At 56.7% G+C, this 24,586-nt stretch carries 21 protein-coding genes; 8 read left to right on the plus strand and 13 right to left on the minus strand.

What is annotated here, in order from left to right; translation table 11 throughout:
* Positions 1-40: 40 nt before the first annotated feature.
* The 4 genes from IQ265_RS11350 to IQ265_RS11365 form a co-directional block, all read right to left on the minus strand.
* Positions 41-613 (minus strand): Uma2 family endonuclease, encoded by a 573-nt coding sequence (locus tag IQ265_RS11350; RefSeq protein WP_194053513.1) that lies wholly within the window; start codon positions 611-613, stop codon positions 41-43.
* A 105-nt stretch (positions 614-718) separates the two neighbouring features.
* The gene (guaA, locus tag IQ265_RS11355) at positions 719-2,266 is read right to left on the minus strand and encodes a glutamine-hydrolyzing GMP synthase (RefSeq protein ID WP_194053902.1); all 1,548 of its coding nucleotides are present in this window, start codon (positions 2,264-2,266) and stop codon (positions 719-721) included.
* A 349-nt stretch (positions 2,267-2,615) separates the two neighbouring features.
* On the minus strand, positions 2,616-3,737 hold the full coding sequence (cbiD, locus tag IQ265_RS11360; protein ID WP_194053515.1) for a cobalt-precorrin-5B (C(1))-methyltransferase CbiD: 1,122 nt from the start codon (positions 3,735-3,737) through the stop codon (positions 2,616-2,618).
* Between the two features lie 15 nt (positions 3,738-3,752).
* Positions 3,753-4,742 carry a hypothetical protein gene (locus tag IQ265_RS11365; protein WP_194053517.1) on the minus strand — a complete coding sequence of 330 codons (990 nt, stop codon included), beginning with the start codon at positions 4,740-4,742 and terminating at the stop codon, positions 3,753-3,755.
* 83 nt (positions 4,743-4,825) lie between these two features.
* On the opposite strand from IQ265_RS11365, the gene IQ265_RS11370 reads away from it, so the two are divergent.
* Positions 4,826-5,362, plus strand: coding sequence for a hypothetical protein (locus IQ265_RS11370; RefSeq protein ID WP_194053519.1), 537 nt, complete (start codon positions 4,826-4,828; stop codon positions 5,360-5,362).
* On the opposite strand, the gene IQ265_RS11375 is transcribed toward IQ265_RS11370, so the two are convergent.
* The 4 genes from IQ265_RS11375 to IQ265_RS11385 all read right to left on the minus strand — a co-directional run bounded on the left by IQ265_RS11375 (position 5,346) and on the right by IQ265_RS11385 (position 8,752).
* Entirely contained in the window at positions 5,346-6,689 is a 1,344-nt protein-coding gene (locus tag IQ265_RS11375; RefSeq protein ID WP_194053521.1) for a TldD/PmbA family protein, read from the minus strand. The genes IQ265_RS11370 and IQ265_RS11375 overlap by 17 nt on opposite strands.
* A gap of 126 nt (positions 6,690-6,815) precedes the next feature.
* A complete protein-coding gene (locus IQ265_RS30100; RefSeq protein WP_278002740.1) occupies positions 6,816-7,025 on the minus strand; it encodes a hypothetical protein in 210 nt (69 codons plus the stop codon).
* 1 nt (position 7,026) lies between these two features.
* Positions 7,027-7,227 (minus strand): hypothetical protein, encoded by a 201-nt coding sequence (locus IQ265_RS11380; RefSeq protein ID WP_194053523.1) that lies wholly within the window; start codon positions 7,225-7,227, stop codon positions 7,027-7,029.
* 40 nt (positions 7,228-7,267) lie between these two features.
* Complete coding sequence (locus IQ265_RS11385) at positions 7,268-8,752, minus strand: TldD/PmbA family protein (protein ID WP_194053525.1); 1,485 nt, start codon at positions 8,750-8,752, stop codon at positions 7,268-7,270.
* Positions 8,753-9,336: 584 nt separating this feature from the next.
* Between IQ265_RS11385 and IQ265_RS11390 the strand changes: the two genes are divergently transcribed.
* A complete protein-coding gene (locus IQ265_RS11390) occupies positions 9,337-9,789 on the plus strand; it encodes a response regulator (RefSeq protein WP_228037810.1) in 453 nt (150 codons plus the stop codon).
* 169 nt (positions 9,790-9,958) lie between these two features.
* On the opposite strand, the gene IQ265_RS11395 is transcribed toward IQ265_RS11390, so the two are convergent.
* Together IQ265_RS11395 and IQ265_RS11400 are read right to left on the minus strand one after the other, a co-directional pair.
* Positions 9,959-10,360: a DUF2294 domain-containing protein gene (locus tag IQ265_RS11395; RefSeq protein ID WP_194053527.1), complete on the minus strand. Its 402-nt coding sequence runs from the start codon at positions 10,358-10,360 to the stop codon at positions 9,959-9,961.
* A gap of 135 nt (positions 10,361-10,495) precedes the next feature.
* Positions 10,496-11,212, minus strand: coding sequence for a response regulator transcription factor (locus IQ265_RS11400; protein WP_106921913.1), 717 nt, complete (start codon positions 11,210-11,212; stop codon positions 10,496-10,498).
* Positions 11,213-11,472: 260 nt separating this feature from the next.
* Between IQ265_RS11400 and IQ265_RS11405 the strand changes: the two genes are divergently transcribed.
* The 5 genes from IQ265_RS11405 (at position 11,473) to IQ265_RS11425 (ending at position 18,568) form a co-directional block, all read left to right on the plus strand.
* Complete coding sequence (locus IQ265_RS11405) at positions 11,473-13,593, plus strand: PAS domain-containing protein (RefSeq protein ID WP_194053533.1); 2,121 nt, start codon at positions 11,473-11,475, stop codon at positions 13,591-13,593.
* Between the two features lie 186 nt (positions 13,594-13,779).
* Positions 13,780-14,385 carry a CPBP family intramembrane glutamic endopeptidase gene (locus IQ265_RS11410; RefSeq protein ID WP_347404949.1) on the plus strand — a complete coding sequence of 202 codons (606 nt, stop codon included), beginning with the start codon at positions 13,780-13,782 and terminating at the stop codon, positions 14,383-14,385.
* Between the two features lie 377 nt (positions 14,386-14,762).
* Positions 14,763-15,260, plus strand: a complete 498-nt coding sequence (locus IQ265_RS11415) for a GNAT family N-acetyltransferase (RefSeq protein WP_194053535.1) — start codon at positions 14,763-14,765, stop codon at positions 15,258-15,260.
* A gap of 100 nt (positions 15,261-15,360) precedes the next feature.
* Positions 15,361-16,431, plus strand: coding sequence for a 3-deoxy-7-phosphoheptulonate synthase (locus tag IQ265_RS11420; protein WP_194053537.1), 1,071 nt, complete (start codon positions 15,361-15,363; stop codon positions 16,429-16,431).
* Positions 16,432-16,927: 496 nt separating this feature from the next.
* Entirely contained in the window at positions 16,928-18,568 is a 1,641-nt protein-coding gene (locus tag IQ265_RS11425) for an alpha-amylase family protein (protein ID WP_194053539.1), read from the plus strand.
* Between the two features lie 139 nt (positions 18,569-18,707).
* On the opposite strand, the gene IQ265_RS11430 is transcribed toward IQ265_RS11425, so the two are convergent.
* Positions 18,708-19,790: a hypothetical protein gene (locus IQ265_RS11430; RefSeq protein WP_194053541.1), complete on the minus strand. Its 1,083-nt coding sequence runs from the start codon at positions 19,788-19,790 to the stop codon at positions 18,708-18,710.
* Positions 19,791-20,321: 531 nt separating this feature from the next.
* Positions 20,322-21,518 (minus strand): sensor histidine kinase, encoded by a 1,197-nt coding sequence (locus IQ265_RS11435; RefSeq protein ID WP_194053543.1) that lies wholly within the window; start codon positions 21,516-21,518, stop codon positions 20,322-20,324.
* A 269-nt stretch (positions 21,519-21,787) separates the two neighbouring features.
* Between IQ265_RS11435 and IQ265_RS11440 the strand changes: the two genes are divergently transcribed.
* A complete protein-coding gene (locus tag IQ265_RS11440; protein ID WP_228037811.1) occupies positions 21,788-22,624 on the plus strand; it encodes a lysophospholipid acyltransferase family protein in 837 nt (278 codons plus the stop codon).
* Positions 22,625-22,707: 83 nt separating this feature from the next.
* On the opposite strand, the gene malQ is transcribed toward IQ265_RS11440, so the two are convergent.
* Positions 22,708-24,216, minus strand: a complete 1,509-nt coding sequence (malQ, locus tag IQ265_RS11445; RefSeq protein WP_194053547.1) for a 4-alpha-glucanotransferase — start codon at positions 24,214-24,216, stop codon at positions 22,708-22,710.
* Positions 24,217-24,586: the final 370 nt, after the last annotated feature.

The raw sequence follows: 24,586 nt of genomic DNA on the forward strand, positions 1-24,586 counted from the left end.
ATCCTGACCCGTTTTGTCTTTGGGTGAAAGCCCAAAGCGGTCATGGCGACAGCATTTCGTCTACGGTCAACGACCAGTTGGGAAAAGTAGGCGAGATCAGCACCTCTTTGGCGACGAAAACTGATTCTCTATAGGTTCCTTCTACCATCGCCAGCACAGTGACGCGCCGCTCCTGGGGGTCTACGATCCAATATTCTGCGATACCGCGCCATTCGTACTGATTGCGCTTGTCAAGGTAGTCACGACGGCGGTTGTCGACCCCAGGGCTGACAACCTCGACCACCAGCAGGGGCGGTGCCATCTCTAAGGTGATAGCTGATTGGCCTAGACTCTGGAGCTGCTCCAGGTGCTCGGGTTGCAGAACGGTGAGGTCTGGAAAGCGGTTTTTGGGCTGCCCCATCACCTCGATTGCCAGCTGGTGAGTGCGAACGCGGCGAAAACCGACCAGGTCTGAAAGGGCGCGATCGAGGGCGCGAGAAATCAGCACATTCTCGTCAGATTCGGGCGGCACCTCGATCAGGTCTCCGTAGGTGAGTTCGTACCGACGATCTGAGCCATTGTCAAAGGCTAGATAGTCGGCAAACGTGATGAGTTTAGCCTTAGCCTGGGTCATCTCAGCTATCTATCAATGACGTCATCTTGGCAGGCAAAGCCTGCCCTACGGCTAAATTCTAGTTCCAGGTAGGGGCGCAGCATGCTGCGCCCCTACAACCCTCCGTTATTCCCACTCGATTGTGCCAGGCGGTTTGGAGGTGATATCGTAAACGACCCGGTTCACCCCTTCCACCTCGTTGACGATTCGGTTAGAGATCGTCTCTAGTAGGTCGTATGGCACCCGTGACCAATCGGCGGTCATGCCGTCTTCGCTGCTGACCAGGCGCAGCACAATGGGGTAGGCGTAGGTGCGCTGGTCACCCATGACGCCGACGCTGCGGACCGGCAGCAGCACCGCAAAAGCCTGCCAAAAGTCGTGGTACATACCCTGTTTGGCGATTTCATCACGGACGACAAAATCGGCATTGCGAAGAATTTTCAATCGCTCTTCGGTGATTTCGCCGATGATGCGAATCGCCAGACCAGGGCCGGGGAAGGGCTGACGGCGAACGATTTCCTCGGGTAGCCCGATGGAGCGGCCCACCTTGCGCACTTCGTCTTTGAAGAGCTTGCGCAGGGGTTCCACCAGCTTGAACTGCAGGTCTTTGGGCAGACCGCCGACGTTGTGGTGGCTCTTGATCTTCACCGCCACCCGCTCGCCGGTTTTGGGGTCGACGTTGGTATCGGCTGACTCGATTACGTCGGGGTACAAGGTGCCCTGGGCCAGGTAGTCGAAGGGGCCAAGCCGCTTCGACTCTTCCTCAAAGACACGAATGAACTCGTGGCCAATGCGCTTGCGCTTCTCTTCGGGATCGGTGATGCCCTCTACTTTGGCCAGGAAGCGATCGCGCGCCTTGATGTGAATCACCGGAATGTGAAACTGCTCGGCGAACAGCTTCACCAGGCGCTCGGGCTCATCTTTGCGCATAAAGCCCTGATCGATGAACATACAGGTGAGCTGATCCCCAATGGCCTGGTGCAGCAAAAAGGCCAGGGTTGACGAGTCTACCCCGCCCGAGAGAGCCAGCAGCACCCGCTTGTCACCCACCCGCGCCCGCACCTCGCGAATGGCATCTTCTACAAAGGCTTCGGTGGTCCAGGTGGGCTGGCACTCACAGATGTGATAGACAAAATTGCGAATCAGGGCGATGCCGCCCTTGGAGTGCACCACCTCGGGATGAAACTGCACCCCGTAGAGCTTGCGGGCGTGGTCGGCCACGGCGGCGCAGGGGGTGTTGTGGGTGTGGGCCAGCACCTCAAAGCCATCGGGCAGGCGAGTCACCGAGTCACCGTGGCTCATCCACATGGTGGTGGCCTCTTCAACGTTGGTGAGCAGGTCGGTGGGGTCGTCAATAAAGAGGTCGGCTTTGCCGTACTCGCCCCGCTCGGCCCGGTCGACCTGGCCGCCGAGCTGCTGCACCATCAGCTGCATGCCGTAGCACACCCCCAGCACCGGAATGCCGAGTTCCCAGATGTCTGGGTCACAGTGGGGTGCGCCGTTGTCGTAGACCGAGTTGGGGCCGCCCGAGAGAATAATGCCCTTGGGGTTGAGCTGCTTGAGCTGCTCGGCGGTGGTGCGGTAGGAGAGCACCTCTGAGTACACCTCGGTCTCGCGAATGCGGCGGGCAATCAGCTCAGAGTATTGGGAGCCAAAGTCGAGAATGACCAGCATCTGGCGGTTGACCTCTGGCAGGGAGTCTTCCCCAAGGTTGGCAGTGGGTTCAGTTTGAAGGGTCACGGGTTAAATCCTGCGGATGGTGGGCTGGGGGCGTTGAACGATGGAACTGAGAATCAGCTGCTGGGGGGCGAGAGAAGACGGAAGAAGCTAAGCGATTCAGAGCCTAAACTTTGGCCCTGATAGTCTCCTAGTGGCTACCGTTCAAAGCTGATCGACGTCCAGATAAGGGCTGCAACAGAGCAAAAACAAAGGATAGAGAGGAAAACCGGCTGCCCTTGGGCGGCAGACACGGTAGAGGTTGTATGCAGAGCTATTAAGGACGTTTTATAAAAAGTTATTCTTTCTAGTCTACCAAAACTTGATTGAACAGGCCTTTAGCTAGATGACTCTGGGCGACGATCTGACGCTGGCGATCGAACACCATCGTCCCTACGGTTAGGGAGTGAGCCGTATGAGCATAGACGTAGGCAGCGGCCCGCTCGTCAATGCGCTCAACCATGTGCTGATACACCTGCTGGACTAGGGTTTCGTCCTGGCGCAGAATTGCTAGCCCCGCCTCGACGGTTTTAGCGGCCAAGATGCTTTGAATAACAGGTAACTCTACCCCTACTGCCGCGCAGCAGGCGGCGAGAATTTCTTGCCGACCGTCGGCAACGTGGTGGTGGGTGTGAAAAATGCCTCCGGCCAGCTTCACCAGCTTGCCGTGGTAGCCCAGCAGCAGCACGCCAACTACCCCCAGCTGCCCCGCCTCTACCAGCATTGGCCCCAGCCAGTTAGCGGTTTTGATCCGGCGATCGCAGGCGATCCCCAACTTCACCGCCAGGTCTAGCCCGTTTTCGCCCAGGCAAAACACCAGATGGCGGTACTGAGCAGCTTTGTCCCTTAGCACTTGCCTCGACTGGTCAAGCTGGCCGGGGGCGCTGAGGGGCTCAGAAATACCGGCGGTGCCCAGCAGCGACAGCCCCTCGACCACCCCAAAAGCGGCATTGGAAGTGCGATCGCCCAGTGCCCGGCCCTCCGGCAGAATAATCGTGACTCGCAGAGTTTTACCCGCAGGCAGCAGGGGCGTCAGGTTGTGCAATATCAGCTCTTTGGCGTAGCGGTAGATGGCGGGCGCATTTCCCTGGTCCACTTGTCGCCCAATGCCCTCGCCGCCGTCGATGTGAATGGGTTCAATCTGGGCGTCGCTGGCCCACGCCACCACCGACCACAGAGGCGTATGGCGGGTGAGGTCGAGGTTGTCGCCGGGGTCGCTGTGAGTGATCGCCAGCACCGAGCCATCGGGCAGGGGCGCTAATTGATGGATAGCAATCTCGGCGAGCCGGGGCGGGTTGAGCAGGTCGAGGGTAACGGTTTGGGGGCGATCGCTAGTCGCCACCAGACACCGCAGCGCGGCGACGGCCCCGGCGCAGGCAAACACCGGCAGCGTGTAGCCAGAGCGCGGCGTTGATAGAGCAGAATCCATCGCTACACCTTGAAACTAAGGGCTGGGCCAGATTGGCAGAGACTTAACCTGCTCCAGGGTCAGATCCAGGTAGGTATCACCTGGGGCTTCACCCCCCACCAGGGCCTGGCCAAAGTAGCCGCGATCGCCGTCGTGGGCGTGGGGGCCAATTGCGATCGCCTCATACCGCCCCGCCCGCTGGGCCTGGTTGAAGGCTGAGCCTAACGTCCACTCCCAACGCGAGGGAAAGAGCACGACGCCCAGGTTATCAATCCAGTCATCCTGGCCGTAGAAGTGGTAGACCTGCTCAACGGCAGTAAAACCCGTTTGACCGTCAAACACGCCGCCAAACGACAGTACCGTAATCTCAACCGGCAGCCACTGCTGCAGGTAGGGAGCTGCCCCCAGAGCCACCTGGGCACCACCGCTGGTGCCCGCCAACACCAGTTGAAACGGCTCGTCGGCCTCCAGTGGAACGGCCTCGGTGGCGGCCATGCGCTCCAGAATGGTGGCCGCTGCCCCCCGGTTGTAGGCCCGCCCGTAGCGGCTGTCGGCGGAGAGGGCCATGCGCCACAGATTGCGAATCTTGAGGACGATGCGGGCGGGCGCATCGTCGCCGCCGGTGCGCTCGCTGAGTCGCCATACCCAGCGAAAGAACGGCTGACCGCCCACGTTATCGCTCACCGCCGAGTAGGGAAACACCTCGCGCACCACGACGCAGTTGGGTACAGCCGCCGCCATTTGGGTCAAAAAGACGTCTTCGCCTGGGGCCAGATCGACGTCGGCCACGTTGCCCACCCCCGCCAAAAACACCAGGTAGCACGGCGGCCCTGTCCCAGTCGCGACGTTGTCTGCGGGCAGTTCGGGCCGCTGCTGAGCCAGCCGGTTGCCGTCGCGCAGCCACCACGACAGGGTGCTAATCGGCGCTATGGTGCCCCAGGCTAAAAAGAACAGCCCCAGGGCGGTTAGCAACTTACTGGTATCGCCGAGCGATCGCGCGATCAGAGTTTGCAGGAAAGACTTCATTGGCACGCCCCAGCGGTAGACTGGGCCAGGTAGTCATAGATACAGCTATGGGTCAGCGGCATTCTATCAGGTGGTTGAGACAGGTGCTGGCAGATGCCCTCACCCTCAACCAAGATTTCTATGAGCATAGCCACCAGTACCCGGCAGCGGCGCGGTATGCCCGCAGCATTGTGGCGCTGGCGGGCCTGTCCCACGGGTTGGGCAGTGGCCTCATTTTGCTGCTCTACAAACCCTCCTTTCTGGAGTTGGTCGCAGGTGTGCTGATCAATGGCCTCAGCGTGGTAGTCGGGTACTACCTGTGGACCTACGGCCTCTGGAAGATCAACAGCTATTTGACCCCCGTGCCCCCTTACCGAGAACTACTGGTGCCGGTGGGGTTTGCCTACGCGCCCCAGATGCTCAACCTGCTGACAGTGATTCCGCTGCTGGGCCGACCAATTACCCTGACCCTAGCCGGGTGGACGCTGCTAGGAGCGATCGCCGCTGTGCGGGCCGGGCTGAATATTGGCTTGGCAAAGGCAACCCTGCTAGCCGGAGTGGGCTTTACCCTGATGCAGGTCGGCATTGGCCTGGTGCAGGAAGGCGTACAGAACTGGGTTGCCCCTAACCTTCTCCAGTAATCGATAGAGCATCGACCCAGACGCGTGGGCACAGGCCGCCGGGGGTAATCTCGACCTCAGGCTCCACATGCACGATCGCCTTGAGCAGGTCGCAGAAGTCGCCCGCCACCGTAGCCGACTCAATGCTGACGCGTTCCCCCCCGTTCACCAACCAGCCGTCGAAGGGCAGCGAAAATGACCCCTGGAGCGCATTTACCCCAGCATGGAGCGCCTGTAAATCGTCAATAAAAATCACGTTTTGAGCATTGTCTAGGCTGAACTCGGTCGAAGCCTCAGCCCCCGGCAGCACGTGGTAGTAGCTGGGGCTGACTGACACCTTAGCGCCAATGCTGGCGTGACCCGTAGGGCTGGCCCCCATGCGCTTGGCCGTTCCGGCACTGTGCAAAAACTGGGTCAGCACGCCCTGCTCAATAATCGACACCCGGCGGGTGGGGGTGCCCTCGCCGTCAAAGGTTTCGGCGCTGACGTTCTCGGGGTGCAGGGCATCGTCGTACACCGACAGCAGCGGCGAAGCCACCACCTTGCCCAAAGAGTCTTTATCGGACAGGCTGCGGTTGTCCAGCACGCTCTGGGCGTTGTACATATTCGAGAACGCGCCCAGCAGGCTCAAAAACGCCTCACCCGAAAACACCACCCGGTACTTGCCCGAGGCCACCTTGTTGTAGTCGAGGTGGCTGATAGTTTTTTCAGTAGCTTCTTTGAGGCAGCCGTCAATGTCGAGCAGGGGCAGGCCCCGGTTCACCCGCATGGCCCCGGCAGAGCGGGGTTTGCGGCCCTCCTGCTCGGTCTTGCTGTACAGGTACAGCGAGGCGTAGGAGCGAGCCTCCTGGCGCAAGGCCCCAGCGCTGTTGAGGTAAAAGCGATCGATGCTGCGCTGGGCCAGGCCATTGTAGGGCACGCTGGCGATCGCCGGATGAGCCGCCAGCAGCTGCTTCTCCACATCGATCAGGGTCGAAATTAAGTCACCCACCGGGGCCGGAGGCACCGTCTCCACCTGCACATCGGCAGTCGGGGCCACCGACTCGGGGCTAAAGTCGGGGATGTGGTCGCTAACGCCAAAAGCGCTGGCCTCCTGAGCCGTTTGCAGGGCCAAATCCATACCCAGTGGGTCGACATCGCTGGTGGAGGTCACCCCCACCTTGCCGTCCGGGTTCCACACCCGCACGATCACGCTGGAGCGGTTCGAGGCCTTGACCTGCTTGGGGTCGCCCTTGTCGACCTGCACGCTGGTTTCGTCCACGGAAGACCCGTAGACGTCGTATTTAGAAATGCCGAGTTTCTTGGCGCTAGATTCCGCGTAGGCGGCAATGTCTTGAATGGAGGGCATAGTGATTGATAAGTAAGGGATGGATGAGTGTGAGAGTGGATGGGTAAAAAAGTGGAAGGGTTACACGGTGGGTTGCTACAAGCGGCTAATCAACTTGTCATACTCAGCATGGGTTCCAATCCAGAACTAAGAAATGCCGCCTTCAACGTCCACACCTAAAGCTCGATGGCTCAAGCCTGCCCGGACAGACCAGTACTTTTTGCCTAATTTCTTAAAGTGCAAAGAGGGATGAGACGGGTCGGCTTTAAGCAACGTGTAACATTCATCAGCAGTGCGCTGTACGTTTTCGGGGAGGGAGTTGTAGCATTGCCAAAATCGCTGGGTGGCATAGTGCATTTCAAAGTTCTCGACGGTGGCCCGCTTCGAACTCAGCGATCGCCTCTTGAGCCAGGGCATCTAGCCTACCGTCTGAAACATCCTGCTCTAGCTGCCGATCCCAACGCTCGTAGTCCAGATCAAAAAACCAGACTCTCAATTTCTCAAACTCACTAGATGGCAGCGAAATGATCGCTGCCTCAATTTGCTCAAGATTTGACATCAGCGCATTACCTCCCTGGTTCGTCCACCCACCCGCTTTTCTAACGGCCACCGACGGTGATCGAGTCCACCTTCAGGTGGGGCTGCCCCACGGTGACGTAGATGCTGCCGCTGATCGAGCCGCAGAAGCCAGCGGCGAGATCCAGGTCATTCGAGCACATGGAGATTTTGTCCATGATTTCGGTGGCTTCGCCGATCAGGGTGGCACCCTTGAGAGGTTTGGTGACTTTGCCGTTCTCAATTAAGTAGGCTTCAGAGACGGCGAAGTTGAACTGGCCGGTGGGGCCAACGCTGCCGCCGCCCATCTGTTTACAGTAGATGCCTTTTTCGACCGAGGCAAACAGCTCGTCGAGGGAGTAGTCGCCGGGGGCGATGTAGGTGTTGCGCATGCGGCTGGCGGCGGCGTAGGTAAAGCCCTGGCGACGACCGCTGCCGGTGCGGGGGTGGCCGGTGCGCATGGAGCCGGCGCGATCGCTCAAAAAGTTCTTCAGCACGCCGTTCTCGATCAGCAGAGTGCGCTGGGCGGGCATACCCTCGTCGTCCATATCGATGGTGCCAAAGGCGTCGGGCGAAATTCCTTCATCCCAGGCGGTGAGATTTTCGTGGGCGATCTTCTGGCCCTTCTTGTCCATAAAGGGGGTGGTGCCGCGCTCAATCTGGGTAGTCTCCAGCAGGTGGCCGCAGGCTTCGTGGAAAATCACACCGCCGAACTTGTTGGCCATGATCACCGGGTAGCTGCCCGACTCCACGTAGTCGGCGTAGAGCATTTTGCCCGCCGACTCGGCCACATCCGCCGAGGCCGAGCGAAAGTCCCAGTTGCGCAAAAAGGCGGGGTCACTGGTGTCGCCCGCCCGCTGGCCAATGGAGGAGCGGTGCTCGCCATCGGCGCAGAGCAGGTTGTAGCCTACCGACTGGGTGAGGCGAATGTCGCGGGCGAAGGTGCCGTCGCTGGCGGCCACCAGCACCTCCTGCCAGTCGCGAAAGTAGACGGCGCGGCGCGACTGCACGTGGCTGGCATCTTTGGCCAAGGCGGTATTGGCGGCGAGCAGCACGTCGCCCATTTCCTGCATCGAGCTGCACTGAGCCAGCCAGTCGTCTTTGCCCTTGGCGGTGGCGTAGTCGCGCAGCAGCTCTAGGTTGATTTCGGCCAGGTTGGCGTGGGGGCCGGGTAAGGTGAGCCCCATAATAGCCAGGGCTTTGTCGAGAGCGGCCTTGAGTCCGTTAAAGGTGAGGTCGTTGGTGCTGACGTAGCAGTCGGCCTTGCCCACAAACACTCGCACCCCAGCCCCGGTCACCAGGCGCGGCGAGAGGCTGGTAATGGCGTCGTCTTCGGCCTGACAGCTGATGTAGTTGTTGCGCTCTAGAAAAAATTCAACGAAGTCGGCTCCAGCAGAGCGACCTAAGCCCAGCAGCGTAGATAGAGTCGCCTCCCAGGCGGCATCGAAGCGATCGCGGGGGGCTGAGTAGTCGCGCTGCAGCAGGTCGCTAGTTTTAATTAAAGGAGTCGGTAAGGGTGCAACCGTCATGCCAAAGAATCCTTGTGGGGTGAGGGGAAATGCCAGTAGGACTCCCATAGTCTAACAAACCCAGCGCGGTGAAACTGGGGTAGGCCGGGACTGGGGAAACAAGAGCCACGAACCGCGATCGCCCCCACCCAACTCTATTTTTTGCTGGCGGCCAAATTTCCTGGCGCTGTTCGTAGTAGCGGGCACATCGCGCCGCCCCCTCGCCCTTCTATGCTGTTAAGGTTACTGGGCTGGATGGGACGTTTCGCGTCCGTCACCGCTCGAAAACGTCTTCCTCATTCGCACGGCCGCAACTCTTAACAAAGAGAATCTATCTACCGAGAGAAATTAAGAAGGTGACTCCAGTTTGGCCTTCCTCTCTACACCCTTAGAGGGGCTGTGCTAAGATGGGCAAAAGATTAAGCAAAACTAAAGAAAAGTTTTGTTTTCTTAGCTCTGCTAAACGTTACCTGACTCATCCAGGCCACGGTTCAGCAGACCTTAACTCTCCCCTTAAGCCAGTCCTTTCGCGTGCTCTTTGACCACGGGCGGAATGCCTCCCTAGCAGGCTCCAGCAATAGCTAGCCCTGCATTTTGTGGTCTCTATGTGGAGAACTCCGCCTGTGGTGGTGCAAAACTCAGCCTCTGTTTCACTCGCTACTCGACCCCAGCCCCCAATGGTACTGGTGGTAGACGACGATGACGACAGCCTCACTCTGATGGCCTATATATTAGAGCAGCTATCGTGCGAGACTTGCTTTGTGGCTGATGGCTTAGCCGCTTTGGTCGCTGCACGACAGCACCATCCCCAGCTCATATTGTCGGATATCCATCTGCCCCAGGTCGATGGCTACAGTCTTATTCAGCAGCTGCGGGCCGATGCAGGCACCCGAGATATTCCTGTAGTCGCGGTAACGGCCCTGGCAGGGCAGGAAAATCGCCAAAGAATTCTGACGGCAGGGTTCAATGACTACATCAGCAAGCCCTTTTTGATCGAGCCGTTGGAGCACCTGATCAATCGCTTCATCAGCACATCTGTGCCTCGGTCGGCAACTTAGTGGCCTAAGCGGCGGCATCCTAATACGACAAAGCGGTTGGATCTTATGACCCAACCGCTTTGTCGTGGAATTATAGTTAGTCCTGGCGTCGGCCTTGAGTGGCCTGTGGCTTTGCGCTGGGGTAGCCCTATGCACCCTACGGAATCCTTATGATTGAACCTGACGGGCACTAGCTTGAGGAGTCTTTGGCCGCAGGGCGCGCCTCCGGTGGCTCAGAGAGAATGATGACTACGCTGGTGCGGCCAGTGGCCAGAGTGGCATCGGTTAAAACGTCAACAACCTCGCGATCGAGGACGGCTTCAGTCATCTCAATGATTTGCGGGCGCAGTGCCATGGCCAGGTCGCTTCTTACCTGTTCTGCCAACTCTGCCTGACCTTCATCTACCAGCAGCTGCTCGGGCTTAGTAACCGAGTCTTCAATCACAAACAGCAGCTTTTCTTCTAAAATTTGGCACGTGATCTTTCCAGGAGTGTGATTGAGCTTGTCGCGGTACAACCGCTGAAACCGCTGGGTCAGCCGACGCTGAAGCTGACCCAGGGTGGGTAGCAGAGTAGAGGGGGTGGTGTCCATAGGGGTGCTTCGGGGTTTGACAACCGCTCGCAAGTCAATTCTTGAGAGTTATGAACGGTTGTGAAATTATTTAACCATGACTCTAGAGGACACGGCTAACTAAAATTTGAGCAACCCTAGAGCCATCGCGCAGCCTTAGGTCACCAGCCCCGATCGCAGGGCTCGCACGGCGGCCTTGGTGCGATCGTCTACCCCTAACTTGTTAAGAATGCTGCGCACGTGGGTTTTTACGGTACCTACGGTGATGTAAGAGCGCTCGGCAATCTCAGCGTTGCTGCACCCACCAACAATTAGCTCCAGAATCTCAAGCTCGCGCTCGGTCAGCGGGTACGATTCTAAAATCTGCTCAAACTCAGGCTCTACCGCCTCGATCGCGACGGTGCGGTTGCTGGCTGCCATGGCTCCAGCCGGGGTTTTGCGCACCTGACGCAGCACCACGCTGGCGACGGCCGGGTCAATCCACGAGTTGCCTTCGTTGGTTTCGCGAACGGCTACAATTAGGTCGTCTAGCTCGGTTTGCTTCATGCAGTAGGAGTCTGCCCCTGCAGCAAAGGCGGCCATGACCGCAGCTTCGCTGTCGTGCATGGTCAACATGAGCACGCGGGTGGGGTTTTCATCGAGTTCGCCCTGGCTCTGGCGCAGCCGCTCTACCAGCTCAATACCATCAATATCGGGCAGACCGATATCCACAATCGCAATGTCGGGATGTTCGGTTTCGAGCAGGCTGAGGCCCCGTGCCCCATTGGCGGCTTCGCCCACTACAGTCATACCAGGTACTCGCTGGAGCGCCGCCTTTAGACCTAAGCGAGTAAGGTCATGATCTTCAATCAATACGATGCGAATATCTGTCATAGGTGGCCCCCTAAATGAGGCATTGTAAAAAACTACGGGCTATGCTAGTGCCCGAGGTCCTCTGATTATGCGCCAACTCTAGAAGGGTGGCACGTATCCTCGGGCTGACCTACTATGCCTTCGGCCTCTCTCCAAAGATAGACTGTGGGCGGCCAAAGGACGTGGTATTTCAGGAAGGTTAACAGCTTATTTGTCTCTCCTTAGACCCGTCTCTCTCTAACCTCATATCTCCCTCAACTCGCCGTAGAAAGGATGGTGCCATGGTTGACTACTGGCAGTCTCTGCTGTCGGGGCCATTTATTCCTCACGGGCACTGCTACCTGTGGCGGCCGGGGCTGGTGTGGCTACATCTCCTGTCGGATGCCCTGATTGCGCTGTCGTACTGGACGATCGCGGGGGCACTAGTGTATTTGGTGCAGCGGCGGTCCGATCTGCCCTTTAAGCCGCTGTTTTGGCTATTTGCGGCGTTTATTGCCGCCTGCGGTGCCACTCACCTGCTAGAGGTGTGGACGCTGTGGTTTCCGACCTACTGGGTGTCGGGAGCAGTGAAGGCGTTGACCGCGCTGGTTTCCCTTGCTACGGCGCTAGAACTGGTGCCCCGGCTACCGCTGGCGCTGGCGTTGCCTAACCTGACTCAGCTAATGGATATGAACCAGGCGCTGCAGAGCGAAATTAGCGATCGCAAGCAGGCCGAGGCTAGCCTACGCGCCGCCGAGATGGAGGTCAGGCAGCTGAACCAAACCCTAGAGGAGCGGGTGCAGCACCGGACCGCTCAGCTGGAGGAGGCCAATCAGCAGATTGAAACCCTGCTGGAGCAGGAGCGGCGCGATCGCGCCACCCTACAGCGAGCCAAAGACGACCTGCAAGACACCGCAGAGCGGCTCAATTTGGCCCTTGGTGCCGCCCAGATGGGGTCTTGGGACTGGCACCTCGACAGCGACACCCAGATCTGGTCGCCTCAGATCGAGCGCATTTTGGGTCTGGAGCCGGGTACCACGCCCCAGACAGCGGTGGTTTGGGCCGAACGGGTGCACCCCGACGACCTGCCCGCCATCGAAAGGCTGGTGCAGGAGGCGATCGCAACCCAGGGCGAGTTTGCCGGGCAGTATCGCCTGCGCTGGCCCGACAACACCATGCACTGGGTGAGCGCCTACGGTCGCGTGGTCAACGCTAAAGACGGGTGCAGCCAGCGCATGGTCGGAGTACTGCAAGACATCACCGCAGCTAAGCAGGCCGAGCTTGACTTGCGGGCCAGCGAAAGGCGATTTCGAGCCGTCTTTGAGCAGGCCGCAGTGGGCATGGCCCGACTCAACTGGGAAGGACAGTGGATACAGGTAAACCAAAAGTTTTGCGATATTCTGGGCTACCGGCCCGAAGAGCTTATCAATCGCTCCTTTCAATCCATTACTTACGAGGGCGACAGACTTCAGGATGAGTACTACTACCAGAAACTGATCACCGAGCGCACCCCCTGTCAGTTTGAGAAGCGCTACCTGCGCAAAGACGGCACCCCCCTGTGGACACTGGCCACGGTTTCAGTCGAAAGCGATGACACCGACGGTCCCTCAGCGTTTATTGCCATCATTGAGGACATCGAAGACCGCAAAGCCGCCCGCGAGGAGCTGCTGCACCGAGCCGACGAAATGGCCAACACCAACCTGGTACTGGCCCATACCACCGCCATGCTAGAGCAGCGTAACGCTGAGCTTGACCAGTTTGCCTACGTCGCCTCCCACGACCTCAAAGCGCCTCTGCGCGCCATCTCTAACCTGGCCGACTGGATTGGCGAAGACCTGGGCAACCAGCTACCGCCCGAAAACCAGCGCCAGCTAGAGCTACTGCGCAGCCGGGTAGACCGTATGGAAGCGCTGATCAACGGCCTGCTGGAATACTCGCGGGTGGGTCGCCGCCAGCGCAGCATTGTGGCGATCGATGTCAACGAACTGCTGACCAATGTAGTCGACTCTCTGGCCCCACCCAAATCGTTTGTGGTTGACCTCCCGACCGACTTGCCCACGCTCTACAGCCACAAAACCGCCCTAGGCCAAGTATTTGCCAACCTGATCAACAACGCCATTAAGCACCACCATCGCGACCAGGGCACCGTGCATATCAGCTGGCGCGATCGCGGCAAGTGGCTCGAATTTGCCATCGCCGACGATGGCCCCGGCATTGCGCCCCAGTATCACGACAAAATTTTCACCATTTTTCAAACCCTCAAGGCCCGTGATGACTTTGAAAGCACTGGCGTGGGCCTGGCCGTAGTGAAAAAAATTATCGAAGCCGAAAAGGGGCGCGTCTGGCTTACCTCTGCCGTGGGTGAGGGCACCACCTTCTACTTCACCTGGCCCTTCACCAAAACCCCACCCGCTCAGGACTAAAGCAACTTAATCCCAAATCCAACTTACAAAACTCTGATTGGCAGCTGATACCTGGTAGGGGCATTGCAGTGCAACGCCCCTACAAATCTGACGTTAGACAGACCCACAACCACCGAATTAAACCGGATTCCCCGCGATCGCTTCGCTAAGATAGCAATGCCCTACCCGCTCAAGCTTTAACCTATTGTGACCCAGCCGCCCGCCAACGACCCGCAGCCCAACCCGCCCCTCGAACCGCTGACCCGAATGCAGGTGCTGGCCGCTATGGGCGTAACGGCGGTCGTGCTGCTGCTAATTTCAAAAATCTGGCTGTATTTTGACTCGGCGGGCCTGCTGCCGCTGCGGCTGTCGCTGCAGGACGGGCTGCTGGGCGTAGGCCTGGGCCTGGCGATCACCCTGGCCAGTGGGGTTGTTTACCGGCTGTGGCCCGCCTACCGCCACAGTGCCGACACCTACCTGACTATGGTGCTACAGCCCTTACAGTGGCCCGACCTAATTTGGCTGGGGCTGCTGCCGGGGCTGAGCGAAGAACTGCTGTTTCGCGGAGTGATGCTGCCTGCGATCGGGCTCAATGCCCTGGGCATTGCGGTGTCGGCGGCTAGCTTTGGGGTGCTGCACCTGAGCAGTTTGCAGCAGTGGACCTACGTGGTGTGGGCTACGGCCATTGGCCTGGTGCTGGCGATCGGGGCGGTGCTGACGGGCAATCTGCTGGTGCCCATTGTGGCCCATACGGTGACCAACCTGGTCTCCAGCGTCGTGTGGAAGCTGCGCCAGCAGCGCACCCCGGCATAACTTCGGGCTCTGGGTTTTGGGTTACAGAAGCACCCTCAGACCACATACCCTAAGCCGTAAACCCTAGCCCCTGCTGCATGCAGTTGTCAGGGCTTGTTGGCAATGTCAATAGAATTCGGGTTTTGGTATACCGCTATTCAAAAAATCTGTTTATTCTGTCTAGAGAGCATGGCGCTGGGCGCACCCTCGACGTTGCTCTCGCAAATAGGTAGCCAGTCAGCCGAGTGCCGTTGATCACCGGCTAGCTGGCGGGGGTTAGCGACTGGCTGCGTTAGCTGAATCACCCAAGCCAGGGGCAAAACCCAAAGAGATATTTGCGATTTAGCTAACTCCTACTAAACCCTTAGCCCTAGTCGGGATGTGAACAGAGGTTGTCGATGGATTGCAGTGCTATTCAGTTTAAGTACACCAATCAATTTTCTGCGGCTGACCTAAATCAGCTGGTGAGTCTATTTCAGGCGGCGGCGTTTTGGGCTAAAGATCGCACCCGGGCTGATATGGAAACCGCGATCGCCCACAGCTACCCCGTCGTTACCGCCTGGGATGGCGACCAGCTGATTGGCTTTGCCCGCGCCACCTCCGACGGCGTGTTTCGCGCCACCATTTGGGATGTGGTGATTTCGCCTGACTATCAGGGCGGTGGGCTGGGCCGCAGGCTGGTCGAAACCCTGGTCGCCCACCCCCACATGAGCCGGGTAGAGCGCGTCTACCTGATGACGACCCATCAGCAGGGCTTTTATAAGCGCATTGGTTTTGAAGAAAACGCCTCAACCACGATGGTGCTCTACAACAGCGCTGAGATCGAAATGCTGCCGCCCCTGGGCTCACCGGCTGAGGTGCTGCCCGAGGTGCTGACTGAAATCACGGTTGGTTAAGAACCCATTACCGTCGTCTAACCCTAGCAGGGAGTAAGGTACGCTACCATTTTGTAGGCATGGCTCCGGGGTGGAGCCCACATTACATAGGCCAAATTCAATGCACCAAACCCAGGATCTTCACGTTGTTGAGACTCGCCCCCTCGTCAGCCCGGCGCTGCTGCACCATGAGTTTCCCATGTCGGCTGAGGCCGCGACGCTGGTGGCCGAGGCCCGCGATCGCATTCGCCACATTCTCTACAACGAAGACCGCCGCCTGCTGGTGATTGTTGGTCCCTGCTCGGTGCACGACATCGACGCCGCCTACGAGTACGGCCAAAAGCTAGTCAACCTGCGCCACGAGCTATCGGGCCAGCTCGAAATTATTATGCGGGTCTACTTTGAAAAGCCTCGCACCAACGTGGGCTGGAAGGGGCTGATCAACGACCCCCACCTCGACGGCAGCTACGACATCAACACCGGCCTGCGCCTGGCCCGCAAGCTGCTGCTCGACCTGGCCCAGCTGGGGCTACCCGCCGCCACCGAGCTGCTCGACCCGGTGACCCCCCAGTACATTGCCGACCTGATTGCCTGGACTGCGATCGGTGCCCGCACCACCGAGAGCCAGACCCACCGCGAAATGGCCTCTGGCCTCTCGATGCCTATCGGCTTTAAGAACAGCACCGACGGCAGCCTGCAGGCCGCCATGAACGCCATGGTGGCCGCCAGCCGCCCCCACCACTTTTTGGGCATCAACCACCACGGGTTGGCCAGCATTGTTACCACCACCGGCAACCCTGACGGGCACCTGGTGCTGCGCGGCGGCAAGGGCGGCCCCAACTTTAGCGGCGACCACGTCGCCAAAGCCGCCGCAGAAATGGCCAAGCTCAACCTCAACCACCGCATGATGGTCGACTGCAGCCACGCCAACGCCAACAAAGACCACAACCGCCAAACCACGGTGCTCGACGACATTGCGGCTCAGGTGAGCAACGGCTCGCGCCATATTCTCGGCGTCATGATCGAGAGCCATATCAAGGCGGGCAGTCAGCCCATCCCCAACGACCTGCGACAGCTCACCTACGGCCAGAGCATTACCGATGCCTGCGTAGACTTCGACACCACCGCCGCCATGCTGCGCAAACTGGCCAGCGCGGTAGAGCCCTCGATGCAGGCCGCGCCCCTTAGCTAAGCTTGAGCACTCACAGCTTGGGTCACGGTTAGGCTTGGCTAGCCCAACCTATAGACTTTCATACCTCTGTAAATTGAGCGACGCGCTATAGCAAGTTTCAATCGCGTGAAGTACCTCGCAATAATTCTCGCTGCCCCCTTATATAAGAGGGGTTACAGCGTGGATCTTATACAGCTAAGTAGAAGGGCCAAACTAAACCCAGCTTAAGTTTCCGGTCTCCCTTTGGGAGACACTTCGTGAACGACTCCGCCAACCCTCTGCCCAGCAACGGATCGAGCATTGAGCGGAGTCGGAATGCGTCCTATAGATTCTCAAACCTACTTACTTAAACACTGGAAGGATTTAGAACCGAACCAGTGCGTACCTCACCAGTTCGAGAAACTCTATAGCAAAACCCGGCAAAATCTATTGAACTCAAATGTATCTGCTGATAGATGCTGCTGAGGCTATTGTTTGTGACGGTGGGGTTGCTACTGCCCCCTATTTGCAAGCGATCATGCTAGATCTTTGGTACAAAGATGCCGTCATCTACTGTCTTGATGTAGAAATTTACATGGATGGGAACGGAGACGGTGTTGGAGACTTTGTCGGGTTAATCGATCGCCTTGATTACATCGCCGGTTTGGGCGTTAACTGTATCTGGCTAATGCCGTTTTACCCGTCACCCAATCGGGACAATGGCTACGACATCACCGATTACTACAGTGTTGACCAACGGTTAGGCACGTTAGGCGATTTTGTTGAATTTACCCGCCAAGCCGGGCAGCGTGGACTGCGGGTAATTGTAGATTTAGTGGTGAATCACACCTCGATTGATCACCCGTGGTTTCAGGCGGCTTGCCAAGACAAGAACTCTAAATACCGAGACTACTACGTCTGGGCTGAGGAAAAGCCAGAAAATGCTGAGGAGGGCATTATTTTTCCAGGGTATCAAGACAGCACCTGGACCTACAACGAATCAGCCGGAGCCTATTATTTTCACCGCTTTTATGAGCATCAGGCAGATTTAAACGTCGCCAATCCTCAGGTACGGGAGGAAATTTACAAAGTCATGGGCTTCTGGCTGCAAATGGGGGTATCTGGCTTTCGAGTCGATGCGGTTCCCTTTTTGATCGAGCTAGAAGGCATCAAAGATACCGCCGAAGCCAAAGATCCGCTGCTGTTTCTGAAGGAGATTCGCGATTTTCTATCCTGGCGGCGAGGCGATGCGATCGTTCTGGCAGAAGTTAACGAGCCGATGGACAAGATTGCTGACTACTTTGGCAATGGCGATCGCATGCAGCTTCTGTTCAGCTTTATGGGCAATCAAACGCTTACCCTGGCGATGGCCCGAGAAGATGCTCGTCCCTTAATCAATGGCCTAAAGATACAACCCCAGCCGCCTGATGTTGGGCAATGGGCGTACTTTGTGCGAAACCATGATGAGCTGACCTTAGACAAACTTTCGGATGAAGAACAAGACGAAATTTTGCAGCGGTTTAACCAGGACAAAGACCAAGTTTGGGTTTTCGATCGCGGTATTCGCCGCCGCTTTCCACCACTGCTGGACAACGATCCGCGGCGCATTCGTCTGGTGTACAGTCTGATGTTGACCCTACCCGGAACGCCGGTTTTGTTCTATGGCGAAGAAATTGGTATGGGAGATGATTTGTCCCTCGAAGCCCGCGACGCTCTGCGCACACCAATGCAGTGGTCAGATCAGAAGAACGGTGGATTTTCAACGGCTGACCCCGAAGCTCTGGTGCGATCGGTTATTGATGAAGGTCCCTATGGCTATCAACAACTCAATGTCATTAACCAACGACGGGACTCTGAATCATTGCTTAACTGGATGGAACGTGCCATTCGGATGCGTAAGGAATGCCCTGAATTTGGTTGGGGCAGTTGGGAAATCATTGATACCGACAATTCGGCTGTCTTTGCCCATCGCTGCCAGTGGAAAGACGGCACCGTAATTGCCATTCACAACCTGTCGAGGGAGGCTTGCGTTGTGACTCTAAAACTAGACGATAAGACAACGCCCCTCATCGATCTGCTAGACGACCAGCCCTATGAATCGATTCAGCAAGGTTCCCATGATATTCAGTTAGAAGGGTACGGGTATCGCTGGTTTCGGGTGGGCAGCTTTCATCTCTAGGTCAAAACTGGCATGTATAGCCGTCGCCGCGAAGGTTAGACGTTTTACTGAAAACCCATAGGCAATGGCTATACGTCAGCTCGCTGCCCCAGTCTTGGCTACAGATGCTTAGTACTGCCCTAAGCAGACTGGCCAGCACTTAATCTGCGTAACCCAGGCTCAATAGAACGAACAGGAAAAAGTTTGTGGTTAGAGCTACTGAACCAATGCCGCTACCCAGGGAGAGAAATTTTTTAATTGATTGATAGCTATACACCTTAAGCAAAATAGCAGCGGCAACTGCCAGAACAATTGAAATAGCTGTAGCGAGCCACATCAACGGATACCCCTGCTGCACAAGAGCATTATCTTCTAAACCTAAGAAAGAGAGCACATTATAAAAATTCCACGTTAGGGATAGCCAGCAAAGACTAAAAATTCCGGCACTAATGCCTATGCTGATGAGAGTTCTGGTGAACTGGTTTAACCTTTGCCAAAGCAGAAGAGCGGTGGCAAGGGCCATTCCGACACCCAAAACGATCGCAGCTCCATTGACAACCCAGCCCCAAGTGACCGGCGTAAATCCGTACGGTGTTACCAGGTCGTACTGCACACCACCAAGCAAACTCCAAATTAAGCGATATACGCCAAATCCACAGGCAAGGCTTGTAAAAACTTTGCTCAGTTCCCCTGGTTTAAACCAGGTTAAGAGAGTAGCAATAATGCCCGCTCCAATAGATAGTCCTGCACAGATCCACGTTAAGCGCAGTTCACCCAGCCGCATAAGGGTGTTAATGCCCCAATACTTTTGTTTGACAACCTGTAGCTGCTGAGAGCTTAAATTTAGATCGGTAATCTCATAGATGTCTGAGAGTATGGGGGCATAGGTTTGCCCCACCTTCTGACAGCCAATCGCTTGGTCGTCATACAGGGCACGACAATCGCTGAAGTAATATTGATCGGCATTTCCCTTTGTTAAGCTAAGGTTCAGCAAACGACTCTGAATGTTTGTTTGGCACTGAAACTGCTGTTCTGTTTCAGTACAGGAAAAAATTTTATTGGGCAAGTGAACGATAGCGCCGTCTTCGGCTTTAATTGATACACTCGCAAACGGTGCAGCATCAGGTACGCTTGGAGCATTCGACAGAAGCAAAAATAGAAAAGCACCGACTAGGGCTACCCATAGACCGGCCATAAATCTTGATAGAAACAATACTGATCTACGCATTGCTCTTGATTCCATAAATGTCTAACTGCTTGTATAAGTAAAAGCTTTAATTAAACGATGCTAAAGAATGTGTTGTGGCGATCGCCCAACATCACCATTAGGCCTAGCTTTGCTACGTCACTCACGTTCATGACGAACCCTACGAATAGGCAGGTCTACGTATCATAGATGTTTCCCACATCTAAAAGTTTCGGTCAGTTAGCCCCTAGTAAGTTACTTCACGCAATCTTTAAGGCTCTGACCTATCTAGAATGTGCAGATTCATTGGGAGTTTATAAGCCGGTTTAAAACCGCTAGATCAAAACAGGCATCCCGCAGGGGCAAACGGTTGTGCCCTTGACCAATCGGGGGTTACAACGGTTCTCTTTTGTCGACGCCGCTAATATCCCCTAGCCCCCCTGGGGTAGCTGAGTGCTCAGAACTCGCTTCGCGAACGCCAACGACTTCGCTTAGGGAACAGCGATAGCTGTTGTTATCGTTGGGGGTGCCGCGCTAGGAGCATGGACGATCAGGATTAGAAGGGCGATCGCCTCACGTCTTACAACCCTAATTGTGCTTAAGCTCGTGCTGCTCAACCGGCATAATCACCGTAAATGTTGAGCCTTGCTTAACCAGGGACGACACCAGAATTTCGCCCTGCATCAACTCCACCAGTTGCGAGACGATGGCCAACCCCAGCCCTGTGCCCTGATCGCTGGCGGGCGTAGGGCCGTGGTGAACGCGGTAGTAGGGTTCAAAAATATACTTTTGCTCGGCCTGGGCTATGCCAATGCCGCTATCGCTAACCACAATTGACCAGCGGTTGTGATCAAGGGTTTCGGCAGAGATAGAGACATAGCCTTTTTCGGTGTAGCGAATAGCATTACTCAGTAGATTAGTGACAATTTGCTGCAGGCGCAGGGGGTCGGTTTGCACGATTTGAGGGGCGCGATCGCAGTCTACCTTCAGCTCCAGCCCTTTATCGCGAACCAGTGGCTCGACAATTTCTATCACCGACTGAATGAGATCTTGCGGGGTGATAGTAACCACCTTCAACTTAATTTGTCCGTCGCCCTGCTGCAGCTGCAAAGTATCGTTAATCAGCCGCAGCAGGAGTCGCCCGCTGCGCAGAACCCGCTCAATACTTTCTAGATGGGCGTAAGAATCGTTGAGGTCAGCCTGCTGCTGCTGCCGCAAAAACAGATCGGCGTAGCCAATAATTGAGGTGAGCGGAGTTTTGAGTTCGTGGGTCAGCTTTGACATATTGTCGTGGCTAGCCCGCACCAGGCGGGTTAGCTCTTGATTGGTGAGCTGCATTTGAGTTCTGAGTTTGTCTAACTCCTCCATGCGGCTCTGGGTATAGCTGTCAAAGCAGCGGGCGATCGCCTCATCCACCACGGTATCAATTAGCCGAATGGCCCACAACACATCAGCCGGGGAGGCCTGAACCAAATCGGCTTCTAGTTCTGAAAAAATGACCGATCGCAGCAGACGATATTCTCGCGCGATTTCAGCGGGTTCAAACCCTTGTTCGGCCCGAATTAAACCATGTTCTAAACTGGCTTCGTCAATAACTTGATAATTTTCTGGATCGCTGTGGGCCATCATGTCGGCAAGGGATGCTAGCACCCTAGGCAGACTGTCACGCACTGCGTTGAAAGTTAACTCGTTTGTCGCCTCAATTTGCTGATCTTCAAAAACTGCACCAATCCACAAATCAATAATTGTGTCGCGCTTTTGATTTAGAATTGTGCTGAAATCCATCTTCATAGATGCTGAGGCAAGATGCCGAAATGGGGCAAGCGACATAACATTACCCCAGGGCAAGCAACAGGTGCATCTAGTAAAAGACATAGAGCCAAAAGGCCTGGAATCAAAACTAGGGGCGCAGTAGCCAACGTACAGGGTAGGCGAGACGCCCGCAGGGGCAAGCACCCTACCGGCACAGACTCTACCGGCACAGATCAGTTCGGGCGGCTACGCATCTCTAGAGTATGGTTGAAAATGCCTTTTAGATGAAAGCTTACGGCCCTATGGCGACCCATCGTCCGGGATGGTCTTTAGATCGTCGAGATCCTCACTTCATTCAGGCTTTTCAGCCGCTGTGGCGCTGGTTATACGAGCACTACTTTCAGGTTCAGACCGACGGGTGGGAGCAGATTCCTGAGGGCCAGGTGATACTGGTGGGCTCCCACAACGGCGGATTGGCGGCCCCCGATATGTTCATGATGATCTACGACTGGGTCAGGCGGTTTGGCCCCGATCGCCCCGTCTATGGCCTCATGCACCCCAAGGTGTGGCAGGCGGCACCGCCGTTGGCCAACCTGGCAGAACGGGCTGGGGCGATCGCGGCGCACCCAAAGGTGGCGCTGACGGCCCTCGACCGCAAGGCCAGCATTTTGGTCTATCCCGGTGGCGCTCAAGATATCTTTCGCCCGTTTAGCCAGCGCGATCGCATTCATCTGAGCGATCGCCAGGGCTTTGTCAAAATTGCCCTACAGCGCCAGCTACCGATCGTTCCAGTCGTGTCCTGGGGTGCCCACGACACGCTGCTGGTCTTAGCCGACATCTACCCCCTGGTGCGGCAGCTACACGACTGGGGCATGCCCTGGTTTTTGGGCATCGATCCGGAGGTTTTTCCGGTGTATCTGGGGCTACCCTGGGGCATTGCCTTTGGACCCGTGCCCAATATTCCCTGGCCCAGAGCGATCGCCACCCACGTCGGCACGCCCATCTATTTTGAGCGCTATGGGGCTGAGGCCGCCCGCGATCGCCCCTACGTCGAGGTCTGCTACCGCCTTGTCCGCGACCAAATGCAGCAAGACCTCAATGATCTGATCGCTAAACACGACAGGCGATCTGCACCTTAAATCCAGCCAGCCGTAGGGTGGGCACTGCCCACCACTGGAAAATTGCTTTTCAAAAGTTGCCTTAAATCGGTGGCGGTGAGCCACTAGCGGCTGTAGAGCTGAGTCATCGCCAGCAGGCGATCGCTGAGCGCTTGGGTAAGCAACGTTGAACTGCGGTAGCGCCAGCGCCAGTTGCCGTCGTTGCGGCTGGGGTCGTTCATGCGGGCGCGACCGTCTAAGTCTAGGAGGTCTTGCAGGGCAATAATGGCTAAATCGGCCACCGAGGCCAGCGCCGTGCGAATCAGCAGCCAGTTGATCGCCTCAATAGATTCGGGCGAGGCGTAGCCAGCGTAGCGGGCCAAAAACTGTTTCTCGCTGTCGCTGGCCTGCTGCCACCAGCCGATAATGGTGTCGTTGTCGTGGGTACCGGGGTAAACGACGGTATTGCGCGTGTAGTTGTGCGGCAAATAGGCGTTGTGGGGGTCGTCGCCAAAGGCAAACATTAAAATACGCATACCCGGAAAGTCAAAGCGATCGCGCAGAGCTTCTACTTCGGGGGTAATAATGCCGAGATCTTCGGCCATAATCGGCAGCGTGCCCAGGGCTTTTTCTAAGGCGGTAAAAAACCGTTCTCCGGGTGCTTCAATCCATTCGCCGTTGACGGCGGTTTCTTCGCCAGCGGGCACCTGCCAGTAGGCTTCAAAGCCGCGAAAGTGGTCAACGCGCACAATATCGACGTACTGCAACGTCACCTGAAAGCGCTTAATCCACCAGGCAAAGTTAGTTTTTTCGACCTGTTCCCAGTTGTAGACCGGGTTACCCCAGAGCTGCCCGGTGGCGCTGAAGTAGTCGGGCGGCACGCCGGCAATAAAGGCGGGTTCAAAGGTGTCGGGGTTGAGCTTAAAGATCTCTGGGTCGGCCCACACATCAGAGCTGTTGTGGCACACGTAGATTGAAATATCGCCCACGATCTTGATGTTTTTATCGTTGGCGTACTGGCGCAGGTTTTGCCACTGCTCAAAGAACTTAAACTGCAAAAACTGGTGGTACTGTATGGCGTCTTTTAGCGCTTCGCGCTGGGCTGCAAGTGCCTCTGGTTCGCGGCGGGCGATCGCGGGTTCCCAGTAGTTCCAGCTTTTGCCCTCGTTGGCCTCTAGCAGGGCCATAAACAGCACAAAATCGTCCAGCCATGAGGCTTGCTCTTGGCAAAACTGGTCCAGTTTGGCCTGCTGATCGGGCGACTGCTTGCTCAAAAAGCGATCGTGGGCCAGCTTGAGAAAATGGGTTTTATGGGGAATGACTTTATCAAAATCAACTTTTTCGGGGTCCACATCGGTCAATGGCGTTAGCTCAGTGGCCTCCAGCAACCCCTCAGCGGCCAGCTGCTCCAGATCAATCAGCAGCGGATTGCCCGCAAAGGTGCTGAAGTTCATGATGTAGGGCGAATGCTCGTAGCCGGTCGGCCCCAGCGGCAAAACCTGCCACAGCGTTTGACCACTGCGCGCCAAAAAATCGACAAAGGCGTAGGCGGCCTGGCCCAAATCGCCTATGCCAAAGCGGCCCGGCAAAGAGGTGGGATGCAGTAAAACACCACTGGCGCGTTGGAAACTCATACAAATTCGCTACTGGATTGGGATAACTGCCGAATCTGAGCCGCGCCGAATCTGAGCTGCATAAAGCTGGTTTAGCCGCCTGCACTTAAGATGCAGCAAACTATCTGCAGAAAGAATCCGCCTGCAGAATTGGCAACAGGATCAGCAATGCTATTCATAGAAGAAAATGCTAACTGCGAACATCCACCCAAGGTATGGCTGCAGAGACTTGAGTATGAGCACAATCCGCCTTTAGCTCCTGATCGGCAGTTCCTGCTTGAAGAAGACGGTGGCCTGCTTTGCTGAAGGCTATGCTGATAGCAAAGCAGGCTGGATCAAGCGTTTATAAAGCTGCCTTTAAGTTGCGGTTAAGGCGCGATCGCTCTTACCA

It is taken from the genome of Nodosilinea sp. LEGE 06152 (genome assembly GCF_015207525.1).
In the GTDB taxonomy this organism is placed as follows: domain Bacteria; phylum Cyanobacteriota; class Cyanobacteriia; order Phormidesmidales; family Phormidesmidaceae; genus Nodosilinea.